The sequence below is a fragment of the Bacteroides bouchesdurhonensis genome, assembly GCF_900155865.1.
Taxonomy (GTDB): domain Bacteria; phylum Bacteroidota; class Bacteroidia; order Bacteroidales; family Bacteroidaceae; genus Bacteroides; species Bacteroides bouchesdurhonensis.
Genome location: NZ_LT707006.1, coordinates 3,352,970 through 3,377,199, shown reverse-complemented (window position 1 = coordinate 3,377,199; position 24,230 = coordinate 3,352,970). Strand labels below are relative to the sequence as shown.

Here is a 24,230-nt window from a genome sequence, read left to right as displayed (position 1 = left end):
CTTTGTTACTTTATTCTGCTATTTCTCCTTTCATCTCAGCTGCTATTTCATCAACGAGATTTTCCATCTCACTGCGATTCAGCTTGATACCTTTCTTGCGAAGAATTTCTGCAATTTTGTGACGAGTGTCTTCTCCTTTGTCAGGAGCGAACAAAATACCAAGGGCTGCGCCTACGGCTGCACCACCTAGAAAAGCTGCTAATACATTTAATCCTTTCATATCTTTAAAATTTTAAATGAATATCACAAATATAACATTTTTATCGGAATATTGTTCTCTAATGATGAAAAAATAATTAGTTTTTATTCATTTTTTTTCTCCGCCAGTAATTTCCGTTTGCCCGATTTCCACGATATGATTTTTTTTCTTTCGTTTTGACTTTGATTTCTTCCGCCTTTTCGTTCTGCGCTTTGATGCCTTCTTGTGTGATGAAGGGATGATCTTTAACAACCGGAATATTCTTGCCGATTAACTTTTGAATATCTTTTAAATAGGGGAGTTCTTCGGATTCACAGAAAGAGATTGCTGTTCCTTCGTTTCCGGCACGACCTGTGCGTCCGATGCGGTGAACGTAAGTTTCCGGTATATTGGGTAGCTCATAGTTGATGACATGGGATAGTAAATCTACATCGATACCTCGGGCAGCTATGTCTGTAGCAATCAATGCTCGGAGAGTGTGATTTTTGAAGTTGGTAAGCGCACGTTGACGTGCATTCTGGGTTTTATTACCATGGATTGCTTCTGCTCCTATTCCGGCTTTTGTCAGGGTACGTGCTAGCTTATCCGCACCATATTTTGTACGAGTAAAAATAAGCACGGATTCGACGGATGGATTCTTTAACAGGTGAATGAGTAAGTCTTTTTTCTGCTGTTTTTCTACAAAATAGACGGATTGAGAAATGGTGTCTACTGTAGAAGAGGCTGGTGTTACCTCTACCTTTTCCGGATTGGTTAGCATGGAATTAGCCAATTTCTCTATTTCAGGAGGCATTGTTGCGGAGAAAAAGAGGGTCTGACGTTGAATTGGAAGTAGTTTAAGTATGCGTTTTATGTCATGGATAAATCCCATGTCGAGCATACGGTCTGCTTCGTCTAATACAAAAAAATCAATCGATTTGAGAGAGATATAGTGTTGGGCTATCAGATCTAATAATCTTCCGGGAGTAGCTACTAGTATTTGTGTTCCTCCCTGCAAAGCATCTGTTTGCGGTTTTTGACTTACGCCACCGAAGATGACGGTATGTTTTATTCCCGTATAACGTCCGTAGGCTTCGAAACATTCACCGATTTGAATAGCCAATTCACGTGTCGGAGTTAAAATCAGGGCTTTGATATTTTTCTTCTGATCTGTCTTATACAATTTTTGTAGGATTGGGAGGGAAAAGGCAGCTGTCTTTCCGGTACCAGTCTGTGCGCAACCTAATAAATCTTTTCCATGAAGTACAATTGGAATGGCTTGTTCTTGGATGGGAGTGGGGGTAGCGTAACCCTCTTGTTGCAGAGCTTTTAAAAGTGGCTCTATTAAATTCAAATTTTCAAAATTCATGTAAAATAGTTGAATGAGCCTCGCGGCTCTGTTATATGATTCTACAAAGATACGATCTGGTAAGAAGTATTCATTTTTTTATGAAGTGGTTTAATCTTATTTAACTACGCTTCGGGACTAACCAATGAATGTTAAGACGTATTTTTGCCTTTTGATATTGTAAAATGGAACATAATGGAAACTAAGATTGTTTTTATTACCGGTGCAAGTAGTGGTATTGGTGAAGGCTGTGCCCGTAAATTTGCATCTCAAGGATGGAATCTGATTTTGAATGCACGTACTGTGTCGAAACTTGAAAAATTGAAATCGGAATTGGAGGCTGCTAATGGTGTCCGGGTGTATATATTGCCTTTCGATGTACGTGACCGAAAACAGGCTGCTGTGGCATTGGAAACTCTGCCTGAAGAATGGAAATCTATTGATGTGCTGGTAAATAATGCCGGACTGGTAATCGGAGTGGATAAGGAATTTGAAGGAAATCTGGATGAATGGGATATTGTGATAGATACGAATATCAAAGCTTTGTTGGCTATGACACGTTTGGTTGTGCCGGGAATGGTCGAGCGTGGACGTGGACACATTATTAATATCGGTTCTATTGCCGGTGACGCAGCATATCCGGGAGGTAGTGTTTACTGTGCTACCAAGGCGGCTGTGAAGGCACTTTCGGATGGTCTCCGGATTGATCTGGTAGATACTCCGCTGAGGGTGACGAATATAAAGCCGGGTATGGTGGAGACGAATTTTACAGTAGTACGTTATAGGGGTGATAAGCAGGCTGCTGATAATTTTTATAAAGGTATTCGCCCTTTGACGGGAGATGATATTGCTGAAACGGTTTATTTTGCAGCGTCGGCTCCTGCACACATTCAAATAGCTGAAGTGCTTTTGATGCCGACTTATCAGGCAACGGGAACTATTTCTTATAAGAAGAAGGAGGAATAAACGTTTTTTCGTTGGATTTCTTTTGCCGGATGATAAAATTTCTATTATTTTGTTGCCGGAAACTAAATATAAGTAGACGATAACATTGAATTATTAATTAAAACAGAGTATAAAGGTATGAAAAAATTGGTCGTATTAGGAATGGGGGTATGCATAGTGCTGGCATTTGCCTCTTGTAAATCTAGCGAAAGCGCCTATAAAAAAGCTTATGAGAAAGCTAAACAACAAGAGTTGGCTGAACCGCAGGTGGAGGCTCCGGTAGAAGTGACTCCGGTAGTGACTGCTCCTGTTACTACAACTAAGACTACGGATACTTCTGGGGTTCGTCAGGAAAAGGTTACTGTTATCTCCGGTAATCAAGGGTTGAAGGATTTCAGCGTCATTGTGGGTAGCTTTAGCGTGAAAGCAAATGCTGAGGGACTGAGAGATTGGTTGGATGCACAAGGGTATAAGGCTACAATCGTATTCAATGCTGAAAAAGCTATGTATCGTGTTGTTGCAAGCTCGTTCGCTGATAAACCTTCTGCTGCTGAGGCACGTGATGCTATCAAAGCTAAATATCCGAGCCGTTTTAAGGACGCTTGGTTGTTATATCGTATTAATTAATTTCTTTTTGGTAATATATATCGGGAGGAATGTGTATTGTTTCCCGAATAAGAAGGCGGTAACTGGGAAGTTACTGCTTTTTTATTAGAGTTGTATGAATATATTTTTAGATTTATTTAGCTATCTACTAAAAGAAGTTATAAAAAAGGGATGTGAAACTTTTTTAGCAAAGAAAGTTTTTACTTTTGTCAATTCTTAATTTAGGAGATTTATGACCTTGATTGATAGGTCAATTTTAATATAAAGATTCTGATGGAACAAAAATATGTGATGGCTGCTATTGATGCGGCTTTGAAAGCTGGCGAGAAAATTCTTTCTATTTATAATGATCCGACATCGGATTTTGAAATAGAGAGGAAAGCGGATAATTCTCCTTTAACGTTAGCAGACCGAAAAGCACACGAAGTGATCGTCTCAATTTTGAATGAGACTCCTTTTCCTGTTCTTAGTGAGGAAGGTAAGCAGCTGGAATATGCAGTAAGACGCGGTTGGGATACTTTATGGATAGTAGATCCGTTGGACGGAACAAAAGAGTTTATTAAACGTAATGGAGAATTTACGGTGAATATCGCTTTGGTGCACGAGTCTATACCTGTAGCCGGTGTGATTTATGTTCCTGTGACAAAAGAACTCTATTTTGCTGTGGATGGAGTAGGGGCTTATAAATGTAAGGGGATTAGCTGTTTGGAAGATAATATGATAACGTTGGAACAGTTGATACGGAAATCGGAAAAGTTACCGGTAAAGGAAGTTCGGGATCATTTTGTAGTGGTTGCTTCCCGTTCACATTTGACATCTGAGACTGAGACATATATTAAAGATTTAAAGAAGAAACACGGTGCTATTGAATTAATATCGAGTGGAAGTTCTATTAAGATTTGTTTGGTTGCTGAAGGTAAAGCTGATGTATACCCGCGTTTTGCTCCGACTATGGAATGGGATACAGCTGCCGGGCATGCGATAGCCAGGGCTGCCGGAATGGAATTATATCAAGCAGGTAAAGAGGAACCTCTCCAATATAACAAGGAAGATTTATTGAACCCGTGGTTCATCGTTGAGAAAAAAAGAGAACACTAATTAATGTTTATATGACATTTGAAATTGTATTTGTACTGTTATCCTTATTAGGGATGGTAGCTGCTCTGGTTGCTGATAAGATGCGTCCGGGTATGGTACTTTTTTCTGTAGTAGTCCTGTTTTTGTGTGCCGGAATTCTGACTCCGAAAGAAATGCTTGAAGGGTTTAGTAATAAAGGTATGATTACTGTTGCTTTATTGTTCTTGGTGAGTGAGGGTATTCGCCAATCAGGTACATTGGGACAAGTGATTAAGAAGTTACTTCCACAAGGGCGTACTTCTGTTTTTAAGGCTCAATTGCGTATTTTGCCTTCGGTCGCATTTATTTCTGCTTTTCTTAATAATACTCCGGTAGTTGTTATATTTGCTCCTATCATTAAACATTGGGCTAAGTCTGTTAAACTTCCGGCAACTAAATTTCTGATTCCACTTTCTTATGTAACAATTCTCGGAGGTATTTGTACTCTGATTGGGACCTCTACCAATCTGGTGGTGCATGGGATGATTTTGGAGGCGGGATTTGAAGGTTTCGCCATGTTTGAGTTGGGTAAAGTAGGAATTTTTATTGCTATTGCCGGTATTATTTATATTTTTCTTTTTTCCAAACGACTTTTACCGGATGCTCGTCCGGATATGGCTGTTCCTGATGAGGAAATAGAAGAAGGAGAAAAGCTACATCGCGTGGAAGCTGTGTTGGGTGCACGTTTCCCCGGTATCAATAAAAAACTAAGTGATTTTAATTTCCAACGTCATTATGGAGCTGAAGTGAAAGAGATAAAGACTCGTAGCGGACAGCGGTATGTTGCGAATCTGAATGAGGTAGTGCTTCGTGAAGGTGATACGCTTGTGGTAATGGCTGATGATACGTTTATTCCGACATGGGGAGAGTCTTCGGTGTTTGTGCTGTTGACAAATGGTAATGATCCGGATGCTGCAGGTAAGAAGAAACGTTGGCTTGCTTTGATTTTATTGGTATTGATGATCGTTGGTGCTACGGTAGGCGAGCTTCCTGTAACCAAAGAAATGTTTCCGGATATTAAGCTGGATATGTTTTTCTTTGTTTCCATTACTACTATTATAATGGCGTGGACTAATATTTTCCCTGCTCGTAAGTATACTAAGTATATTTCCTGGGATATTCTTATTACTATTGCTTGTGCATTTGCAATTAGTAAGGCGATGGTTAATTCGGGGGTGGCTGATAGTGTAGCTAGGTTTATTATCGGATTGAGTGACGATTACGGACCACATGTGTTGCTTGCTATGCTGTTTATTATAACTAATTTGTTTACGGAATTGATTACTAACAATGCTGCGGCTGCTCTTTCTTTTCCGTTGGCTTTATCGATAGCTTCTCAATTGGGAGTAAGTCCGACACCATTCTTTGTGGTGATCTGTATGGCTGCTTCTGCCAGTTTCTCAACCCCGATTGGTTATCAGACTAATCTAATTGTTCAAGGTATTGGCAATTATAAGTTTACGGATTTTGTCAAGATTGGACTGCCACTTAATATTATAACATTTTTAATTTCTGTGATTCTGATTCCAATGATTTGGAAGTTTTAATAAACTAATTGTATAGATGGAAGAGAAAAATCATATATATCCTATATTTGACCGTATGATGACACGGCAGGACAAAGAAGAACTGTTAGGTCAGCATAGTGTGATGATTTGGTTCACCGGGTTGAGTGGCTCGGGGAAGAGTACGATTGCTATTGCTTTGGAACGGGAACTGCATAAGCGTGGCTTGCTTTGCAGAATTCTGGATGGAGATAATATCCGCAGTGGAATTAATAATAATTTGGGATTTTCGGAAGATGATCGAGTGGAGAATATCCGCCGTATTGCTGAAGTCTCTAAATTATTTCTAGATAGTGGTATTATCACTATTGCCGCATTTATCAGTCCAAATAATGATATTCGTGAGATGGCGGCTACTATTATCGGGCAGGATGATTTTTTAGAGATTTTCGTGAGTACTCCTTTGGAAGAGTGTGAAAAACGTGATGTGAAAGGTTTGTATGCCAAAGCACGAAAAGGGGAAATAAAGAATTTTACGGGAATATCGGCTCCATTTGAAATACCGGAACATCCGGCTTTGTCATTAGATACGTCAAAGCTGACTTTGGAAGAATCAGTAAAACGTCTGTTGGAACTTGTTTTGCCTAAGGTGAAAAGAACAGTTGAAGTAGAATAAAAGCATTATTAAAGTAATGGAAGAATATAAATTAAGCCACTTGAAGGAACTCGAGGCTGAGTCTATTCATATTATCCGCGAGGTGGCTGCGGAATTTGAGAATCCTGTGATGCTTTATAGTATCGGTAAGGATTCTTCGGTGATGGTACGTCTGGCTGAAAAAGCGTTTTATCCGGGAAAAGTACCATTCCCGTTAATGCATATCGATTCGAAATGGAAGTTTAAGGAAATGATTCAGTTCCGGGATGAATATGCAAAGAAATATGGTTGGAATCTGATTGTAGAAAGTAATATGGAGGCTTTTCACGCAGGGGTAGGACCTTTTACGCATGGAAGTAAAGTGCATACGGACTTGATGAAAACACAAGCCTTGCTTCATTCATTGGATAAATATAAGTTTGATGCTGCCTTTGGAGGTGCACGTCGGGATGAGGAGAAATCTCGTGCTAAAGAGAGAATATTTTCTTTCCGTGATAAGTTTCATCAGTGGGATCCCAAAAATCAGCGTCCGGAATTGTGGGATATCTATAATGCCAGAGTACATAAAGGGGAAAGTATTCGTGTGTTTCCGTTGAGTAACTGGACTGAGTTGGATATCTGGCAATATATTCGTTTGGAAAATATTCCTATCGTTCCTTTATATTATGCGAAAGAACGTCCGGTTGTTACTATTGACGGTAATCTGATAATGGCGGATGACGATCGTTTGCCGGAGAAATATCGTGATCAGATTGAAATGAAGATGGTTCGCTTCCGTACCTTGGGATGCTGGCCACTGACAGGTGCTGTTGAAAGTGAAGCAGCTACTATTGAGGAGATTGTAGAAGAGATGATGACTACAACTAAGAGTGAGCGTACAACTCGTGTGATTGACTTTGACCAGGAGGCGAGTATGGAGCAGAAAAAACGTGAAGGATATTTTTAAATTCTAGTAAGTGATGGCAGAAAACAAGTTAGATATAAAGGCTTTTTTGGATAAGGATGAACAGAAAGACTTATTGAGATTGCTGACAGCCGGATCGGTGGATGATGGTAAATCGACATTGATCGGACGTTTGTTGTTTGATAGTAAGAAATTGTATGAAGATCAGCTGGATGCGTTGGAACGTGATAGTAAACGTGTTGGTAATGCTGGAGAACATATAGATTATGCTTTATTGCTTGACGGTTTGAAAGCAGAACGTGAGCAGGGAATAACGATTGATGTGGCATACCGTTATTTTTCTACCAATGGTCGTAAGTTTATTATTGCAGATACTCCGGGGCATGAACAGTATACTCGTAATATGATTACAGGTGGTTCTACTGCTAACCTTGCAATTATTCTGGTGGATGCTCGTACGGGAGTGATTACGCAAACGCGTCGTCATACTTTCCTAGTTTCTTTACTGGGGATTAAGCATGTGGTGTTGGCTGTAAATAAGATGGACTTGGTCGGTTTTTCTGAAGAGTGTTTTAATGAGATCGTTGCAGAATATAAGAAATTTGTAGCTCCGTTAGGTATTCCGGATGTGAATTGTATTCCGTTATCTGCTTTGGACGGTGATAATGTAGTTGACAAATCTGAACGTACTCCATGGTATAAAGGTATTTCTTTGCTCGATTTCTTGGAAACGGTTCATATTGATAATGATCATAACCTTAAAGATTTCCGTTTTCCGGTACAGTATGTACTTCGTCCGAATCTTAATTTTAGAGGTTTTTGCGGTAAAGTTGCGTCAGGTATTATACGTAAAGGAGATACGGTGATGGCACTGCCCTCCGGTAAGACTTCGAAAATCAAAAGTATCGTTACTTATGACGGTGAGTTGGATTATGCTTTTCCACCTCAATCTGTTACATTGACTTTGGAGGATGAGATTGATGTCTCTCGTGGTGAGATGTTGGTGCATCCTGATAATCTGCCTATTGTAGATCGTAACTTTGAGGCAATGATGGTTTGGATGGATGAAGAACCGATGGATGTTAATAAGTCTTTCTTTATCAAACAGACTACGAATCTGAGCCGTACGCGAATTGATTCGGTTAAATATAAGGTAGATGTGAATACGATGGAACATTTATCTTTGGAGAACGGCCAATTAACTAAAGAGACTTTGCCTTTGCAATTGAATCAGATAGCACGTGTTGTTCTGACGACTGCTAAAGAACTTTTCTTTGATCCGTATCAGAAGAACAAGTCTTGTGGCTCTTTTATATTAATTGATCCGATTACTAATAATACTTCTGCTGTAGGTATGATTATTGATCGGGTTGAGATGAAGGATATGAATAATACGGATGATATTCCCGTATTGGATTTATCGAAATTAGGAATTGCTCCTGAACATTATGAGGCTGTGGAAAAAACCGTAGAGGAATTAAAACGTCAGGGCTTCGCTGTGAAGGTGATAAAATAAAGATAGAGAAATTATATAAAATGGGATTACTTGAATTTAATAAACTTCCGATTAATACCTTGGTAGGGGCTGATTGGAAAACGTTTAAGTCCATTACTGCTAATCGTGAAATTGATGCTGCCTATAAAGGAAAGTATCGATTGACTAAAGCGGTGTGTCAGTTATTGTCTCCTCTGGCTTCGTTACAGAATAAACGCTATGAGAAGTTATTGGCAAATCAGCCTTTGGAGCATGATCCTGTGTTTATTCTGGGGCATTGGAGGAGTGGGACAACTTTTGTTCATAATGTTTTTTCTTGTGATAAACATTTTGGCTATAATACCACTTATCAAACGGTGTTTCCGCATTTGATGATGTGGGGACAGCCTTTCTTCAAAAAAAATATGAGTTGGCTGATGCCGGATAAACGTCCGACAGATAATATGGAATTGGCAGTAGATCTTCCTCAGGAGGAGGAATTTGCATTGGCCAATATGATGCCTTATACTTATTATAATTTTTGGTTTCTTCCTAAGTATCAGCAAGAGTATGCAGATAAATATCTGTTGTTTAATGATATAACAGAAACTGAATTGAAAGTTTTTGAGGAAGTGTTTACTAAATTGATTAAGATTTCATTATGGAATACCAAGGGGACTCAATTCCTTAGCAAGAATCCACCTCATACGGGTAGAGTGAAGGAGTTAGTGAAGATGTTTCCCAACGCTAAATTTATTTATCTGATGCGTAATCCGTATACGGTGTTTGAATCGACTCGTAGTTTCTTTACAAATACGATTCAACCTTTGAAATTGGAAGATATCAGTAATGAACAAATTGAGGAAAATATCCTTTCTATTTATGCAAAGCTTTATCATAAATATGAATCGGATAAAAAGTTTATTCCTGAAGGCAATCTGATAGAAGTGAAATTTGAAGATTTTGAGGCGGATGCTATGGGGATGACGGAGAATATTTATAAATCTCTTTCTATTCCGGGTTTTACTGAAGCACAGGCTGATATTGAAAAATATGTTGGTGGGAAGAAGGGATATAAAAAGAATAAGTATAAATATGATGATCGAACTATCCGATTGGTAGAAGATAACTGGGACTTTGCTTTGAAACAATGGGATTATAACTTATAAAGAAAGGAAAGGTATTAATGATTCAGAATATGGTTCATCGCTTGTATTTTGTCGTTTTTATGGCATTTTTTATCTCTTTACCTTTAATGGCTCAGCCAGTGGTTGAAATGCTCCCTTTTGGTAATATGGACCAATGGGTTGATCGCCAGATTAAGGAATCGGGAATTATCGGAGGAAATACGAAGAATGTATATGAAATAGCTCCGACGGCTGTGGTCAAAGGGGATCAGCCTTATAAAAACATGGGCGGTTCGCCGTGGGCTACTTCGAACGTAATGGCTAAAGTTGCGGGTATTACGAAAACGAACACATCTGTTTTTCCTGAGAAAAGAGGAAATGGTTATTGTGCCCGGTTAGATACGCGCATGGAAAGTGTGAAGGTATTGGGGGTGGTTAATATAACTGTGCTGGCTGCCGGTTCTATTTTCACAGGATCTGTGAACGAACCTATTAAAGGTACGAAAAATCCGCAGAAGATGTTGCAAACAGGAATTCCGTTTACGAAGAAGCCGGTTGCTCTTCAGTTTGATTATAAAGTGAAGATGTCTGATAGGAAGAATCGTATTCGGGCTACTGGGTTCAGTAAAATCACAGATGTGCCGGGTAAAGACTTTCCGGCTGCTATTTTGTTTCTACAAAAACGTTGGGAGGATGCGGATGGAAACGTATACGCAAAGCGTATTGGGACCATGGTGACTTATTATTATCATACTACAGATTGGAAAAACAATGCTACGTATGAAATTATGTATGGTGATATCACAAAACGCCCTGAATATAAGTCACACATGATGCGTTTGGGGGTTACGGAAAACTATACAGTGAATAGTAAAGGAGAAAGCGTTCCTATACAGGAGGTTGCGTGGGGAGATGAAAATGATGTTCCTACTCATTTGTATCTTCAGTTTACGTCGAGTCATGGAGGAGCATATGTAGGTTCTCCCGGTAACTCATTATGGATTGATAACGTGAAAATGGTCTACTAAAGTCATTTTTTGGGTGGATTTTCGAATTTTAAGGAACTAATAACTTAAAAATGGAGCTGTCACTGAAACCAATCGTTGCGTTGGTATTCGCGGCAGCTTCTTTTTTGTTTTTAATTCTGAATCTTACCCCGCTCTTTCGCTTATTTATTGGGGGATATCCCTATATTTTATGTTTTTATAGTCAATCAGTGAGAAAAATAGTACAATATGTTATTTTTTCATATAAATTTCTTTGCCATTATTAAAAATCTGCCTATTTTTGCGTTGTATTTTTTTTACGAAGGGGGGAATATAAAATAAAACTAATGAGATATATCAACTCAAACATGAATAAATGCCTAATTACTAAAGACTTGACGCGTAATGCTGTGTTCTTTCTATTCTGTTTCTTCTCTCTTAAGGGAGTTTGCCAGAGTGGGGAAGGTACGGTTAGCACTTTAGTAAAGATGGGATTTGAAAATGTTGGGTGTACAGAAGATGATAATGAACGGATATATACGATACAGAATTCCGCATATCGTTTGCAAGGTGTCGGAATTGGTAAAGCGGTTGATGTTATTCAAAAAACTGGATTACCAGATGGTAAATCATGTCGGATCATAGTTCTGGATAATAATGTACCTCAGATTTCTCTATTTTACCAACCAACTAAGAAAGATAGTCTGCTGGAAGCAAGTCGCCAAGATTGGAATGTTAGTTACAACTTAGGTGATGCGTGGAAACAAGCGCGAAAGATAAAAAAAGAAAATAGCTCTTTATTTAAGGTGGATATTGTAGTATATCCGGAGTTGTCATTGAAGAATTTGGTGATTACGCAAGTGTATCAGGTGTTATTCAATCTATCTCCTACAATAGAGGTCTCTTTCTGGAAGGGTATGTCATTAACAGCACAAATGGTTATACCTATATATAATGATGGATTTGAAATGATGTCCGAGGCGGTTCATAATGTTTATGATAGGGTTCATCCGGGATGTGTGAGTTTATCACAAACGGTACGGCTTCCTTATAATACATGGGCTACATTGTCAGTTGGACATTTTATGGCGAATCGTTATGGGGTTGATTTAAGTGCTAGGCATGTGTTGAAAATGGATCAACGTTTTTCTTTTGAAGGACGGGTGGGGTATACAGGAGCTTGTTATTGGGATGGCTTTACTTGTCACTTTGATTCTAGGAAAGTTTGGACTTGGCATATAGGAGCCAATTTCTTTTGGCCTTATTATAACTTACAAACAAGCGTGAAGTTGATTCAACATATACAAGGTGAAAAAAGTATCCGGTGTGATATGATACGTCATTTTAAATATGTGTCAATCGGATTTTATGGGGAAAAAGCAAATAGGGGGATTAGAGCGAATGCCGGTTTCCGTTTTCAGATTGCTTTGCCTCCATATAGATATAAGAGAAAAGGATATATTCCGCGGGTGACTCCTTCTGAAAATTTTGGAATGGTGTACAATGCGGGTAATGAGCGAAATTATTATAAGACGTATAGAACGTCACCAAGTGATAATATAATGCATAATAATAGTTTAAACCCATATTTTATTAAATCGGAATTAGTGAATTATTAATTTTATTGAGATGAAAATGAATAGTAAATTTTTCGGGCTAGGCGCTAAGTTAGCGTTATGCTTTGTAGCTGTCTTGGGAACATTGACAAGCTGCTATGAAAAGGAGGACATCAAAACAGTGATTGATACTACTCCTAAAACTGTGACTTACACTATTTCAGGCTCTGTGTATAACTACACAAGTTTGGCAGGTATTAATGGTGCGTCTGTTGTTTTAACCAAAGCGGATACAGAGAAGGCTACAACAGTGACTAAAGATGGTGGTCAGTTTGCCATTACTTTGTCTGGTCTTACTGATGCAGATCGTGGAGATTATACTTTAACAGTAAAAGCTGAAGGTTATAAGGATAGAAAGACTAATGTTACAATCTTCTTTGAAAAAGCTGATAATCAGACAATTGTTACTCATATGGACTTTGCTTTGAAATCAAATGAAATCCAAGGTGAGAAAGTTGAAATTGTAGCTGGTAAAGAAGATCAAACGGAAACTTTCCAAGGTGTAGATAGTGAGGGAAAACCTTCAGAGGATAAGGTATTTGTTCCGGCTAACTTGTTCCCTGACGGAGAAGTTAAAACTATTACATTGGTACGTGAAGGACAGGAAGAAGAAATAGAGAATGATGCAGTCCGTGTATGGGAAGGTAAACCTGACGGTACTTCATTTGACAAGCCTTTGGTGTTTACTTTCACTGATAAACCTGGTCAGGCTTTAAAAGTATATTATGAAGTAAACGGTATATGGACATTAGCTGAAAAAGATGCTCAAATTACAGAAGAAAATGGTGTATATACTGCTAAAGTAAACCACTTCTCTCGTTTCAAATTTAGTGCAACAGCTTATGACTATTATACTATTACTGATGGAGATGCAGTGATGACAACTGGTTTTACTAAAGATATTGCATTAGCTTATCATAATAGCTTAAATGATGCTAAGGAATTCCCGTTTGAAGTAAAAGGGTTTGCTGGTGGTGCTATATTTGAGAAATCTTTGGATGAGGTTTTTGCTGACTGTCCTATTAAAGATGAAGCTATTAATTATATGGAAAACTATTTGAATGGAATTTATTCTGAACTTCCAGGTAGTGAATATAAGGTAGTAGACTTTAAAACAGAAATCTTGGTTCCTGCTCATAGTGATTTGTCTGGTGTTGGTGTTACACAAACATTAAAGAATGTTTCATATACAATGACTATCGGTGGAACTAATTATGTAGTAAAAGTTATTCAAGTCGATAAATACACATTCAGTACAGAAGGTTTTGTTACTGACTATACTCATGGTCAAGGAATTGGTCATGGTCATGGACATGGTGAAGATTTGAATGCTGGTGGTGGTATCATTGATTTTGAATAATTCTTTGGAATAAAAGAGATTTTGACCGAAAGTACATTAATAGAAAGGAATGTAATGATTAAAAGACTGATACTAGTATTATTCTTCTTATGCACTACTGGTGTGCTTTCGGCTCAATTAACTTACGGAACTACGGGATTATTGCATGCTCCTTCGGCAGAAATGCAAAAGGATAAAACAGTAATGCTAGGTGCCAATTTTATGAATAAGGAGATAACTCCTCCTACATGGTACTATCATACGTATAATTATTACTTGAATGTAACTTTCTTCCCTTGGTTAGAAGTGGCATATACGTGTACACTTTTTAAAGCGGAAGCATTAGGGTTAAAACCTTATGGTTACACAGGTTTTACGAATCAGGACAGATATTTTTCTGTTCGATTGCGAGCTTTGAAAGAAGGACAATTTTGGAAATATATGCCAGCTGTGGTATTTGGAACTTCGGATCCTTTTACTTCCTCCGGTGATGTGATTAATTCCACTTCGGGAAATGGGTATTTTTGCCGCTTTTATGTTGCAGCAACAAAACATGTTTCTATCGGAAAGGAAGAAATCGGAATACACCTTTCTTATTTATATAATAAAAGATTGGAGTATAAACTGAATGGAATAGCAGCAGGTATTAGTTATAATCCAACATTTGCACCGGATTTGAGATTGATTGCAGAATATGATTCTAAAGATTTTGCGTTGGGTGCTACCTATTTGCTTTTCAACCACTTGCAGTTGCAGGTAGAAATGCAAAGAATGAAGTATTTTACCGGTGGACTTGCTTATAAGATTTATTTGAAGTAAGTGGGTTGGGACAAATAAGATAAAAGAGTTAAACGATTTAAAATTAAGAAAACAATGAAAAGTAAGTTAGTAATATTATCTTTACTGTTGGCGGGTGCTGCTGTTACAGCAAACGCACAGACTAAAGAGAAATTCACCAGCGAGAGATTTAAAGATAATATCTTTATCAGTGTTGGTGGAGGAGCTCAGGTTTGTGTAAATCCGGATAACAGTGACTATGGCTTGGGTAAGGCTATTACACCGCTGATCCATGTTTCACTGGGTAAATGGGTCAATCCTACATGGGGATTCCGCGGACAAGTTGCAGGCTTGTGGAGTACATTAAACTCTAAACACTTGAATGGTGTAGAAACCATTACTGGTAATCAGACTACATGGTACAAGATTAAGAATAAGAAGTATTTTACATTGCGTGCAGACGCTTTGTATAACCTTTCTAATTCTATTTGCGGCTATAACCCAGATCGTTTGTTTACATTATCTGTATTTGCAGGTCCTGGTTTGACATTTGCTAAAACTTATGGTGACCAAGATAAGCTGAATGCACTGATTAACGGTTCTGTTGGTTTGATGGGACAGTTCAATGTAAATGACTATTGGGATATTAATATTGAAGCTAGAGGAGAGGTTTCTCCTTCTATCTTTGGTAAATATAGCAATGCTTATACTGATGGTGCTGTTTCTTTAACTGCTGGTGTAACTTATACTTTCGGTGGCAAGAAGTTTATTTCTTGCAACGGAGTTGATCAGGATGCGATCAATGATGAAGTTAATCGTTATAGAAGCCAGTTGGAAAAAACAAAAGCTGACTTAGATGCTGCTAAGAGAGCTTTGGCTAATGTAAAACCAGAAGTGAGAGAAGTTGTTAAGACTGTTCAGGTTCCAGGTCCTCGTGCTGTCTTCTTCAAGATTGGAAAGGCTACTATTGATGATTACGGATTGGTTAATCTAAAATTAGCCGCTAAGGTTATGAAGGAAAATCCGAATAAGAAGTACAAGATTGCTGGTTATGCTGATAAGGCTACCGGAAGCGTTGCTTTGAACAAGAAATTAGCTGATAAGCGTGCTCAGGCTGTTTATGATGCTTTGGTTAAAGAAGGCGTAAACAAAGATCAACTTGAAGTTATCGGTTACGGTGGTACTGACAATATGTTCGGTAAGAACTTCTTGAATCGCGTAGTAATTCTTGAATAAGGGTTATTAAAAGTAATAAACTCTATAATGAAGGGGTGTTTGACGATGTCGGACACCCTTTTTTGTTATTATTTGATTTGAATAAGGATGGAATTCGAATATAAATCGTATTTTTGTAACCCATTATGAGTAGAATAATTGCCATTGATTACGGTAGAAAGCGTACAGGGATAGCAGTTAGCGATACTTTACAGATGATTGCTAATGGTTTAACAACAGTGCCTACGCATCAGTTATTGACGTTTATCCTTGATTATGTATCGAAGGAGCCGGTTGAGCGTATTATTATAGGGCTTCCCAAGCAAATGAACAATGAAGCTTCGGAGAACATGAAGAATATTGAACCATTTGTACGTGCTCTCAAGAAGAAATTGCCGGATATGCCTATTGAATATGTAGATGAGCGTTTCACTTCTGTCATGGCTCATCGTACAATACTAGAAGCCGGATTGAAGAAGAAGGATCGGCAAAATAAAGCATTGGTTGACGAGATTAGTGCAACTATTATTCTGCAAACATATTTGGAGAGTAAACGTTTTTAATTAAAAAGAATAACTTAATTTTTTAGTAGATTATAAAATATGATTTTACCTATTTATGTATATGGTCAGCCTGTATTGAGAAAGGTGGCAGAGGACATAACACCGGATTATCCGAACTTGAAAGAACTTATAGCAAATATGTTTGAAACGATGGTAAACGCTGACGGCGTAGGATTGGCTGCACCACAGATTGGTCTTCCGATTCGGGTCGTTACCATTACATTAGATCCGCTTTCTGAGGATTATCCGGAATTTAAAGATTTTAATAAGGCGTATATTAATCCTCATATTTTAGAAGTAGGAGGGGAAGAAGTGAATATGGAAGAAGGTTGTTTGAGTCTTCCCGGTATTCATGAAAGTGTAAAGCGCGGTAATAAAATTCGTGTAAAATATATGGATGAGAATTTTGTAGAACATGATGAAGAGGTTGAAGGGTATTTGGCTCGTGTAATGCAGCATGAATTTGACCATTTGGATGGTAAAATGTTCATTGATCATCTTTCTCCGCTTCGTAAGCAAATGATAAAGGGAAAATTGAATGCGATGTTGAAAGGAAAGGCGCGTAGCTCTTATAAGATGAAACAGGTGAAATAAAGATAAAAAACGTTTATATCCCTGTTAAGTAAACTAAAAGCATTATTTTTGCTACGTTTACAAGTATAAAATGTCAATGATTAAAAGAATACTAACAGTCTTATTGCTGTTTCCCACATTAGTATATGCTCAGATTAATACAGAACGGGTGATGACTATCGCACGGAATGCGCTTTATTTTGAGGATTATGTGCTTTCTATTCAGTATTTCAATCAGGTGATTAATGCTAGACCTTATCTGTACGAACCCTATTTCTTTAGAGCCTTAGCGAAAATTAACTTAGAAGATTTTCAGGGAGCAGAAGCAGATTGCGATGCAGCTATCCAACGTAATCCATTTGTTGTTGGTGCTTATCAGATTCGTGGATTGGCACGGATTCGTCAGAGTAAGTTTGATGGGGCAATCGAAGATTATAAGCAGGCTTTGCATTATGATCCAGAGAATATTTCTTTGTGGCATAATCTGACATTATCTCACATGCAAAAGAAGGACTATGATGCAGCTAAAGATGATTTGGAGAGTTTGATGAAGGTTGCACCGCGTTATACTAGAGCTTATCTTATGAGAGGAGAGGTCTCTTTGCAACAGAAAGATACAATTGCAGCCTTAGAAGACTTTAATAAGGCTTTAGAATTAGATAAGTATGATCCTGATGCTTGGGCTGCCAGAGCAATTGTTAAATTGCAACAAGAAAAATATGCTGAAGCGGAATCTGATTTTGATCACGCGATTCATTTGAGTGCAAAAAATGCAGGAAATTATATAAATCGTGCCTTGGCGCGGTTCCATCAGAATAATTTGAGAGGTGCGATGAATGACTATGATTTGGCGTTGGATATTGATCCTAACAACTTTATTGGTCATTATAATCGTGGTTTATTGCGTGCACGAGTCGGGGATGATAATCGGGCTATTGAAGATTTTGATTTTGTAATTAAGATGGAACCGGATAATATGATGGCTGTTTTTAATCGTGGTCTGCTTCGTGCTCAAATAGGGGATTATCGTGGAGCTATCGAGGATTATTCAACAGTGATCGATCAATATCCTAATTTCTTGGCAGGATATTATCAACGTTCGGAAGCTCGTAAAAAGATTGGAGATCGTAAAGGGGCTGAACAGGATGAGTTTAAGGTCATAAAAGCTCAGTTAGATAAACATAACGGAGTGGTAAGTAAAGATGTTGCTCAAAATAAAGGAGAAGAAGACAAGGATGCAGAAGAAGATAAAACTCGTAAGAAGTCTGATAAAAATATGAATAACTATCGTAAGATAGTAATTGCTGATGATTCGGAGACAAATCAACGTTATACGAGCGATTATCGTGGACGTGTACAAGATAAGAATGTGAATATTAAGTTGGAACCATTGTTCGCTTTGACTTATTATGAGAAGATGAGTGATGTAAAACGTTCTGTGAATTTCCATAAATTTATTGATGATATGAATCGTATGGGAATACTTCCTAAACGCCTTCTCATTACGAATATGGAGTCTCCATTGTCTGAGGAGCAAGTCAAATTTCACTTCGCTTTGATTGATACGCATACTTCAGCTATTGTAGAAGATGATAAGAGTGCAGCAAAACGTTTTGCCCGTGCAATTGATTTTTATTTAGTGCAGGATTTCTCAAGTGCAGTTTCTGACTTGACGCAATCGATCCTGTTAGATGAGAAGTTCTTTCCGGCTTATTTTATGCGTGCTCTGATTCGTTGTAAACAATTGGAATATCAGAAGGCAGAACAAGCCAATAATTCAGATTTGCCTGGTGGTAATACAGCTAAAGAAATTGGTGCAGTGGATTATGAGATAGTGAGAAAAGATTTAGATAAGGTTATTTCTTTAGCTCCGGACTTTGTATATGCTTATTATAATCGTGCCAATATTTCGGCAATGTTGAAAGACTATCGTGCTGCAATGGCTGATTATGATAAAGCGATTGAGCTGGATCCGGATTTTGCAGATGCTTACTTTAACCGTGGATTAACTCATATTTTCTTAGGTAATAATAAACTGGGTATTTCCGATTTGAGTAAAGCTGGTGAACTGGGGATTGTGTCTGCATATAATGTAATCAAGCGTTTTACAGAACAACCAGAATAACATTTTTTTGATAAAAAATAGAAAACTCAAAAGATTTAGTTACTTTTGCGTTCAAATTATGAAAATATAACATCATCATATTATGATAAAGATAACGTTTCCCGATGGCTCTGTTCGTGAATATAACGAAGGAGTGAACGGTTTGCAGATTGCAGAAAGTATCAGTTCGCGTTTGGCACAGGATGTTTTGGCCTGCGGAGTAAATGGCGAGATTTATGATTTGGGACGTCCTATTAATGAAGATGCTAACTTTGTTCTTTATAAATGGGATGATGAAGAAGGAAAACATGCATTTTGGCATACGAGTGCTCACTTGTTGGCAGAAGCTTTACAAGAACTTTATCCAGGTATTCAATTTGGTATCGGACCTGCCATTGAAAATGGTTTTTACTATGATGTAGATCCGGGAGAAACTGTTATTAAGGAAAATGATCTTCCTGCCATCGAAGCTAAAATGATGGAATTGGCTGCGAAGAAAGAAGCAGTAGTAAGAAAAAGCATTTCTAAAGAGGATGCATTGAAAATGTTTGGTGATCGTGGTGAAACATACAAATGTGAATTGATCTCTGAATTGGAAGATGGACATATTTCTACTTATACTCAAGGTACATTCACAGATCTTTGTCGTGGTCCTCACTTGATGACAACTGCGCCTATTAAAGCTATAAAGCTGACAACTGTGGCCGGAGCATATTGGCGTGGGCACGAAGACCGTAAAATGCTGACACGTATCTACGGTATCACCTTCCCTAAGAAGAAAATGTTGGATGAATATCTGACTTTATTGGAAGAAGCTAAGAAACGTGACCATCGTAAGATTGGTAAAGAAATGCAGTTGTTTATGTTCTCTGAAACAGTAGGTAAGGGGCTTCCGATGTGGTTGCCGAAAGGTACTGCTTTGCGTTTGCGTTTGCAGGATTTCTTACGTCGTATCCAGACACGTTATGACTATCAGGAAGTAATAACTCCGCCCATTGGCAATAAATTGCTTTATGTAACTTCTGGTCACTATGCAAAATATGGTAAAGATGCTTTTCAGCCTATCCATACTCCGGAAGAAGGAGAAGAGTATTTCTTGAAACCGATGAACTGTCCGCATCATTGCGAGATCTATAAGAACTTTCCGCGTTCTTATAAAGATCTTCCATTGCGTATCGCAGAATTTGGTACAGTTTGCCGTTATGAGCAAAGTGGTGAGTTACATGGATTGACTCGTGTACGTAGCTTTACACAGGATGATGCACATATTTTCTGTCGTCCGGATCAGGTAAAGGATGAATTCCTTCGTGTAATGGATATCATTTCAATTGTTTTCCGTTCAATGAACTTTGCTAATTTTGAAGCTCAGATCTCTTTACGTGATAAAGTGAACCGTGAAAAGTATATCGGAAGCGATGAGAATTGGGAAAGAGCAGAACAAGCTATTATTGAGGCTTGTGAGGAAAAAGGCTTGCCTGCTAAGATTGAATATGGTGAAGCTGCTTTCTATGGTCCTAAACTTGATTTTATGGTGAAGGATGCTATCGGTCGTCGTTGGCAGTTAGGTACTATTCAGGTGGACTATAATTTGCCGGAACGTTTTGAATTGGAATATATGGGTTCTGATAACCTGAAACATCGTCCGGTAATGATCCATCGTGCGCCATTCGGATCTATGGAACGTTTTGTTGCTGTATTGATTGAACATACTGCCGGTAAGTTCCCGTTATGGCTGACTCCTGAACAAGTTGCTATTCTACCGATTAGTGAAAAGTTCAATGAATATGCAGAGCAAGTAAAAATGTATCTGAAAATACATGAGATTCGTGCAATTGTTGATGATAGAAATGAAAAGATAGGTCGTAAGATCCGTGATAATGAGATGAAACGTATTCCTTATATGCTGATTGTCGGTGAAAAAGAAGCTGAAAATGGAGAAGTTGCTGTTCGTAGACAAGGCGAAGGAGACAAAGGAACCATGAAATATGAAGAATTTGCTAAAATTCTGAATGAAGAAGTTCAGAATATGATAAATAAATGGTAACTTTGCAGCCGTTTCATGATAAATAATAAGTAAACAATAAAAAGATCAAACTAGGAAGTAAACGTTTTTAATGAAGAATGACACTTTAAAAGGGCAATACAGAATCAATGAACAGATTCGTGCCAAGGAAGTCCGCATTGTGGGCGATGATAGCGAACCGAAAGTATATCCTATTTTCCAGGCTTTGAAGATGGCTGAAGAGAAAGATTTGGATTTAGTGGAAATTTCACCCAATGCTCAACCCCCTGTTTGTCGTATTATTGATTACTCTAAATTTCTTTATCAGTTAAAGAAACGTCAGAAAGAGCAGAAAGCCAAACAGGTGAAGGTGAATGTAAAGGAAATCCGTTTCGGTCCTCAGACTGATGATCATGATTACAACTTTAAGTTGAAGCATGCAAAAGGTTTTTTGGAAGACGGTGATAAAGTGAAAGCATATGTGTTTTTCAAAGGTCGTTCAATCCTTTTCAAGGAACAGGGTGAAGTATTATTGCTTCGTTTTGCTAATGATCTTGAAGATTATGCTAAAGTAGATCAGATGCCTATACTGGAAGGTAAGCGTATGACTATTCAGCTTTCTCCAAAAAAGAAAGAGGCTCCTAAAAAGCCTATGTCTCCGAAACCTGTTGCTCCTGCACAGAAAGCTGAGCAGTCTGAAGAAGATGATGAATAAAAAAGAATGCGTAACGCGCAGGTATAGTGCGTTGCCATTATATATTTAATAATTTAAAAATAAGTAAGATGCCAAAGATGAAGACTAACTCCGGTTCTAAAAAAAGGTTTACCCTTACCGGAACAGGTAAAATCAAAAGAAAGCACGCTTTTCACAGTCACATTTTGACTAAGAAAACTAAGAAGAGAAAAAGAAATCTGTGCTACTCTACAACTGTTGATGTAACAAATGTAAGCCAGGTTAAGGAACTCTTAGCAATGAAGTAATCAAAAGCGTACAAAGTATTATTAAAGTATTAACCGAATGCATTAGCCTAAAGTTCGTTGCGTGAAGTAACGGCGCTAACATTCTAAAAAAGTAAAACTATGCCAAGATCAGTAAATCATGTTGCTTCAAAAGCAAGAAGAAAGAAAATTTTGAAATTGACCAGAGGTTACTTTGGTGCAAGAAAAAATGTATGGACCGTAGCTAAAAACACTTGGGAAAAGGGTTTGACTTACGCGTTCCGTGACCGTAGAAACAAGAAAAGAAACTTCCGCGCTCTTTGGATACAACGTATCAATGCTGCTGCACGTCTCGAAGGAATGTCTTATTCTAAATTGATGGGCGGTTTGCACAAGGTCGGTATTGAAATAAACCGTAAAGTTCTGGCTGATTTAGCTATGAACCATCCGGAAGCTTTCAAAGCTGTAGTTGCAAAGGCGAAAGCTGCTTAAGTTTCAACAGTTTATGATTTACAAAGTGTCAGTTTTCTATCAGATTACTGACACTTTTCTTTTATGGAAAAGAGAGAAAGGATTAAAAAAATGTTAGATAGACAACAAAATTCCTTTTTTTCTTGTTATTCTAATAGATTGTTAGTATATTTGTGATACAAAAATATTAGCCGTATCGACTGGATCGGGAAACTCTTCAAATTAATCTGATATACCGAGAAAGCTTCGATCTTCAATGGCGGGCCACATCCTTCGGGACAGCTTTAAGCCGGTGGATTACAAAGAGGACGGGCACTCAAATCTTGTTCTATCAGAGTTTCATCACATCGTCGATGCGGCTTTTTTATATACTTTCCTATGATATTTTATTTCTCTGGTACAGGTAACTCAAAATGGATTGCTAATCAATTATCTAGTAATCAACAAGAAGATTTAATTTTTATTCCTGAAGTTTTGAAAGATGGGAATATGGAATTTTGTTTAGAGAAGGACGAGAAGATTGGGCTTGTCTTTCCTGTTTATTCTTGGGCCCCTCCTGAAATTGTATTGCGTTTTATCAAGCAAATGTCATTAGAGAACTATCAGGGGCAATATCTTTTCTTTGTATGTTCTTGTGGTGATGATATTGGGCTTACTCAGCAAGTTCTTATGAAAGCTTTGTCATTGAAGGGATGGAAATGTCATGCCGGTTTTTCTGTGATTATGCCTAATAATTATGTATTGTTTCCTGGATTTGATGTCGATAGTAAGGAACTAGAAGAGAAAAAGCTGGAGAATGCCATTGGTGAACTCCATAGAATTAATGAATTGATAAATAGAAAGGAGGCAGTATTCTTTTGTAAAGAGGGGAGTATTCCTTATATTAAGACAAAAATTATTAATCCTTTATTTAATCGCTTTCAAATGTCCCCTAAGAACTTCTGGACGACAGATAAGTGTGTTGGATGTAAACGTTGTGAAAAATCTTGTCCAGTGGATAATATTTTAATGCAAGATGGGAAGCCTGTTTGGGGAAGAAGTTGCACCTCTTGTTTGGCGTGTTACCATGTTTGTCCCCAACAAGCGGTGCAATATGGGAAAAGGACCAAAGGAAAAGGGCATTATTTCAATCCCAATCAGTATTAATCCTTCATTTTTATGCTGCAATTGGATAAATCCTCTATGATTGCTAAACTTTCTACACGTACTCCTTTTTTTTCTAGTATTTTTCGACCATTTTGAAAGGCTTTCTCAATGATGAATCCCATCCCGACTAAATTGGCTCCAGATTGTTTAATAAGATCAAGAATGCCTAATGCTGCATTTCCATACGCTAGGAAATCATCGACAAAGAGTACATTGTCATTAGGAGTAAGGAAATCGGCACTTATTACTACTTCGTAGTCACGATCTTTAGTGAAGGAGTGTACGGTAGTGCTCAAAGCATTTTGGATGGTTTTAGGTGATTTCTTTTTGGCAAACACAACAGGAAGATCCATTAAATAACCTGTCATGATAGCAGGAGCAATGCCACTTGCTTCAATAGTCATAATCTTATTGACGTTGGTCGCTGCGAAACGTCGCACAAACTCAACTCCGATTGACTTCATCAGTATAGGATCCATTTGATGATTTATAAAGCTATCTACTTTTAGGATACCTCCTTCGTAGCATTTTCCATCTTGCAGGATTCTTTTTTTTAATAATTGCATGATATATGAATTAATAATGTGCTAATATGCCTATGACTGCTGGAGCAGTATAAATTGGCATATTAGCACACTGAT

General features: G+C 37.9%; 24 protein-coding genes. 21 read left to right on the top strand and 3 right to left on the bottom strand.

Annotated features, from left to right (window positions below; all coding sequences use genetic code 11):
• Positions 1 to 10: 10 nt before the first annotated feature.
• The gene (locus tag CZ225_RS14295; RefSeq protein WP_025075632.1) at positions 11 to 220 is read right to left on the bottom strand and encodes a YtxH domain-containing protein; all 210 of its coding nucleotides are present in this window, start codon (positions 218 to 220) and stop codon (positions 11 to 13) included.
• Positions 221 to 296: 76 nt separating this feature from the next.
• A complete protein-coding gene (locus CZ225_RS14290; protein ID WP_077154564.1) occupies positions 297 to 1,547 on the bottom strand; it encodes a DEAD/DEAH box helicase in 1,251 nt (416 codons plus the stop codon).
• A 174-nt stretch (positions 1,548 to 1,721) separates the two neighbouring features.
• On the opposite strand from CZ225_RS14290, the gene CZ225_RS14285 reads away from it, so the two are divergent.
• The 21 genes from CZ225_RS14285 (at position 1,722) to CZ225_RS14185 (ending at position 23,589) form a co-directional block, all read left to right on the top strand.
• The gene (locus CZ225_RS14285; RefSeq protein ID WP_077154563.1) at positions 1,722 to 2,492 is read left to right on the top strand and encodes an SDR family oxidoreductase; all 771 of its coding nucleotides are present in this window, start codon (positions 1,722 to 1,724) and stop codon (positions 2,490 to 2,492) included.
• A gap of 117 nt (positions 2,493 to 2,609) precedes the next feature.
• Positions 2,610 to 3,098, top strand: coding sequence for an SPOR domain-containing protein (locus CZ225_RS14280; RefSeq protein ID WP_073350192.1), 489 nt, complete (start codon positions 2,610 to 2,612; stop codon positions 3,096 to 3,098).
• 252 nt (positions 3,099 to 3,350) lie between these two features.
• Entirely contained in the window at positions 3,351 to 4,175 is an 825-nt protein-coding gene (gene cysQ, locus CZ225_RS14275; protein ID WP_077154562.1) for a 3'(2'),5'-bisphosphate nucleotidase CysQ, read from the top strand.
• Between the two features lie 11 nt (positions 4,176 to 4,186).
• Positions 4,187 to 5,740 carry an SLC13 family permease gene (locus CZ225_RS14270; protein WP_077154561.1) on the top strand — a complete coding sequence of 518 codons (1,554 nt, stop codon included), beginning with the start codon at positions 4,187 to 4,189 and terminating at the stop codon, positions 5,738 to 5,740.
• Between the two features lie 16 nt (positions 5,741 to 5,756).
• The gene (gene cysC, locus CZ225_RS14265; protein ID WP_077154560.1) at positions 5,757 to 6,374 is read left to right on the top strand and encodes an adenylyl-sulfate kinase; all 618 of its coding nucleotides are present in this window, start codon (positions 5,757 to 5,759) and stop codon (positions 6,372 to 6,374) included.
• Positions 6,375 to 6,390: 16 nt separating this feature from the next.
• Complete coding sequence (cysD, locus tag CZ225_RS14260; protein ID WP_077154559.1) at positions 6,391 to 7,299, top strand: sulfate adenylyltransferase subunit CysD; 909 nt, start codon at positions 6,391 to 6,393, stop codon at positions 7,297 to 7,299.
• Positions 7,300 to 7,312: 13 nt separating this feature from the next.
• Complete coding sequence (cysN, locus tag CZ225_RS14255) at positions 7,313 to 8,773, top strand: sulfate adenylyltransferase subunit CysN (RefSeq protein ID WP_077154558.1); 1,461 nt, start codon at positions 7,313 to 7,315, stop codon at positions 8,771 to 8,773.
• Positions 8,774 to 8,793: 20 nt separating this feature from the next.
• A complete protein-coding gene (locus tag CZ225_RS14250; RefSeq protein WP_077154557.1) occupies positions 8,794 to 9,900 on the top strand; it encodes a sulfotransferase family protein in 1,107 nt (368 codons plus the stop codon).
• Between the two features lie 17 nt (positions 9,901 to 9,917).
• Positions 9,918 to 10,886: a PCMD domain-containing protein gene (locus CZ225_RS14245; RefSeq protein ID WP_077154556.1), complete on the top strand. Its 969-nt coding sequence runs from the start codon at positions 9,918 to 9,920 to the stop codon at positions 10,884 to 10,886.
• A gap of 305 nt (positions 10,887 to 11,191) precedes the next feature.
• A complete protein-coding gene (locus CZ225_RS14240; protein ID WP_077154555.1) occupies positions 11,192 to 12,463 on the top strand; it encodes a hypothetical protein in 1,272 nt (423 codons plus the stop codon).
• 10 nt (positions 12,464 to 12,473) lie between these two features.
• On the top strand, positions 12,474 to 13,820 hold the full coding sequence (locus CZ225_RS14235; protein WP_077154554.1) for a carboxypeptidase-like regulatory domain-containing protein: 1,347 nt from the start codon (positions 12,474 to 12,476) through the stop codon (positions 13,818 to 13,820).
• 54 nt (positions 13,821 to 13,874) lie between these two features.
• Positions 13,875 to 14,618 (top strand): YjbH domain-containing protein, encoded by a 744-nt coding sequence (locus tag CZ225_RS14230; protein WP_077155838.1) that lies wholly within the window; start codon positions 13,875 to 13,877, stop codon positions 14,616 to 14,618.
• Between the two features lie 54 nt (positions 14,619 to 14,672).
• Complete coding sequence (locus tag CZ225_RS14225; protein ID WP_077154553.1) at positions 14,673 to 15,812, top strand: OmpA family protein; 1,140 nt, start codon at positions 14,673 to 14,675, stop codon at positions 15,810 to 15,812.
• A gap of 125 nt (positions 15,813 to 15,937) precedes the next feature.
• Complete coding sequence (gene ruvX / locus CZ225_RS14220; protein WP_077154552.1) at positions 15,938 to 16,354, top strand: Holliday junction resolvase RuvX; 417 nt, start codon at positions 15,938 to 15,940, stop codon at positions 16,352 to 16,354.
• A gap of 39 nt (positions 16,355 to 16,393) precedes the next feature.
• Positions 16,394 to 16,948, top strand: a complete 555-nt coding sequence (def, locus tag CZ225_RS14215; RefSeq protein WP_077154551.1) for a peptide deformylase — start codon at positions 16,394 to 16,396, stop codon at positions 16,946 to 16,948.
• Positions 16,949 to 17,024: 76 nt separating this feature from the next.
• A complete protein-coding gene (locus CZ225_RS14210) occupies positions 17,025 to 19,052 on the top strand; it encodes a tetratricopeptide repeat protein (protein ID WP_077155837.1) in 2,028 nt (675 codons plus the stop codon).
• An 82-nt stretch (positions 19,053 to 19,134) separates the two neighbouring features.
• Positions 19,135 to 21,075, top strand: coding sequence for a threonine--tRNA ligase (gene thrS / locus CZ225_RS14205; protein ID WP_077154550.1), 1,941 nt, complete (start codon positions 19,135 to 19,137; stop codon positions 21,073 to 21,075).
• Between the two features lie 70 nt (positions 21,076 to 21,145).
• Positions 21,146 to 21,748: a translation initiation factor IF-3 gene (gene infC, locus CZ225_RS14200; RefSeq protein WP_077154549.1), complete on the top strand. Its 603-nt coding sequence runs from the start codon at positions 21,146 to 21,148 to the stop codon at positions 21,746 to 21,748.
• Between the two features lie 68 nt (positions 21,749 to 21,816).
• Positions 21,817 to 22,014: a 50S ribosomal protein L35 gene (gene rpmI / locus CZ225_RS14195; protein ID WP_077154548.1), complete on the top strand. Its 198-nt coding sequence runs from the start codon at positions 21,817 to 21,819 to the stop codon at positions 22,012 to 22,014.
• A gap of 99 nt (positions 22,015 to 22,113) precedes the next feature.
• On the top strand, positions 22,114 to 22,464 hold the full coding sequence (gene rplT / locus CZ225_RS14190) for a 50S ribosomal protein L20 (protein ID WP_077154547.1): 351 nt from the start codon (positions 22,114 to 22,116) through the stop codon (positions 22,462 to 22,464).
• Between the two features lie 357 nt (positions 22,465 to 22,821).
• Positions 22,822 to 23,589: an EFR1 family ferrodoxin gene (locus tag CZ225_RS14185; RefSeq protein ID WP_077154546.1), complete on the top strand. Its 768-nt coding sequence runs from the start codon at positions 22,822 to 22,824 to the stop codon at positions 23,587 to 23,589.
• On the opposite strand, the gene xpt is transcribed toward CZ225_RS14185, so the two are convergent.
• Positions 23,586 to 24,155, bottom strand: coding sequence for a xanthine phosphoribosyltransferase (xpt, locus tag CZ225_RS14180; RefSeq protein ID WP_077154545.1), 570 nt, complete (start codon positions 24,153 to 24,155; stop codon positions 23,586 to 23,588). The genes CZ225_RS14185 and xpt overlap by 4 nt on opposite strands.
• Between the last annotated feature and the right edge of the window lie 75 nt (positions 24,156 to 24,230).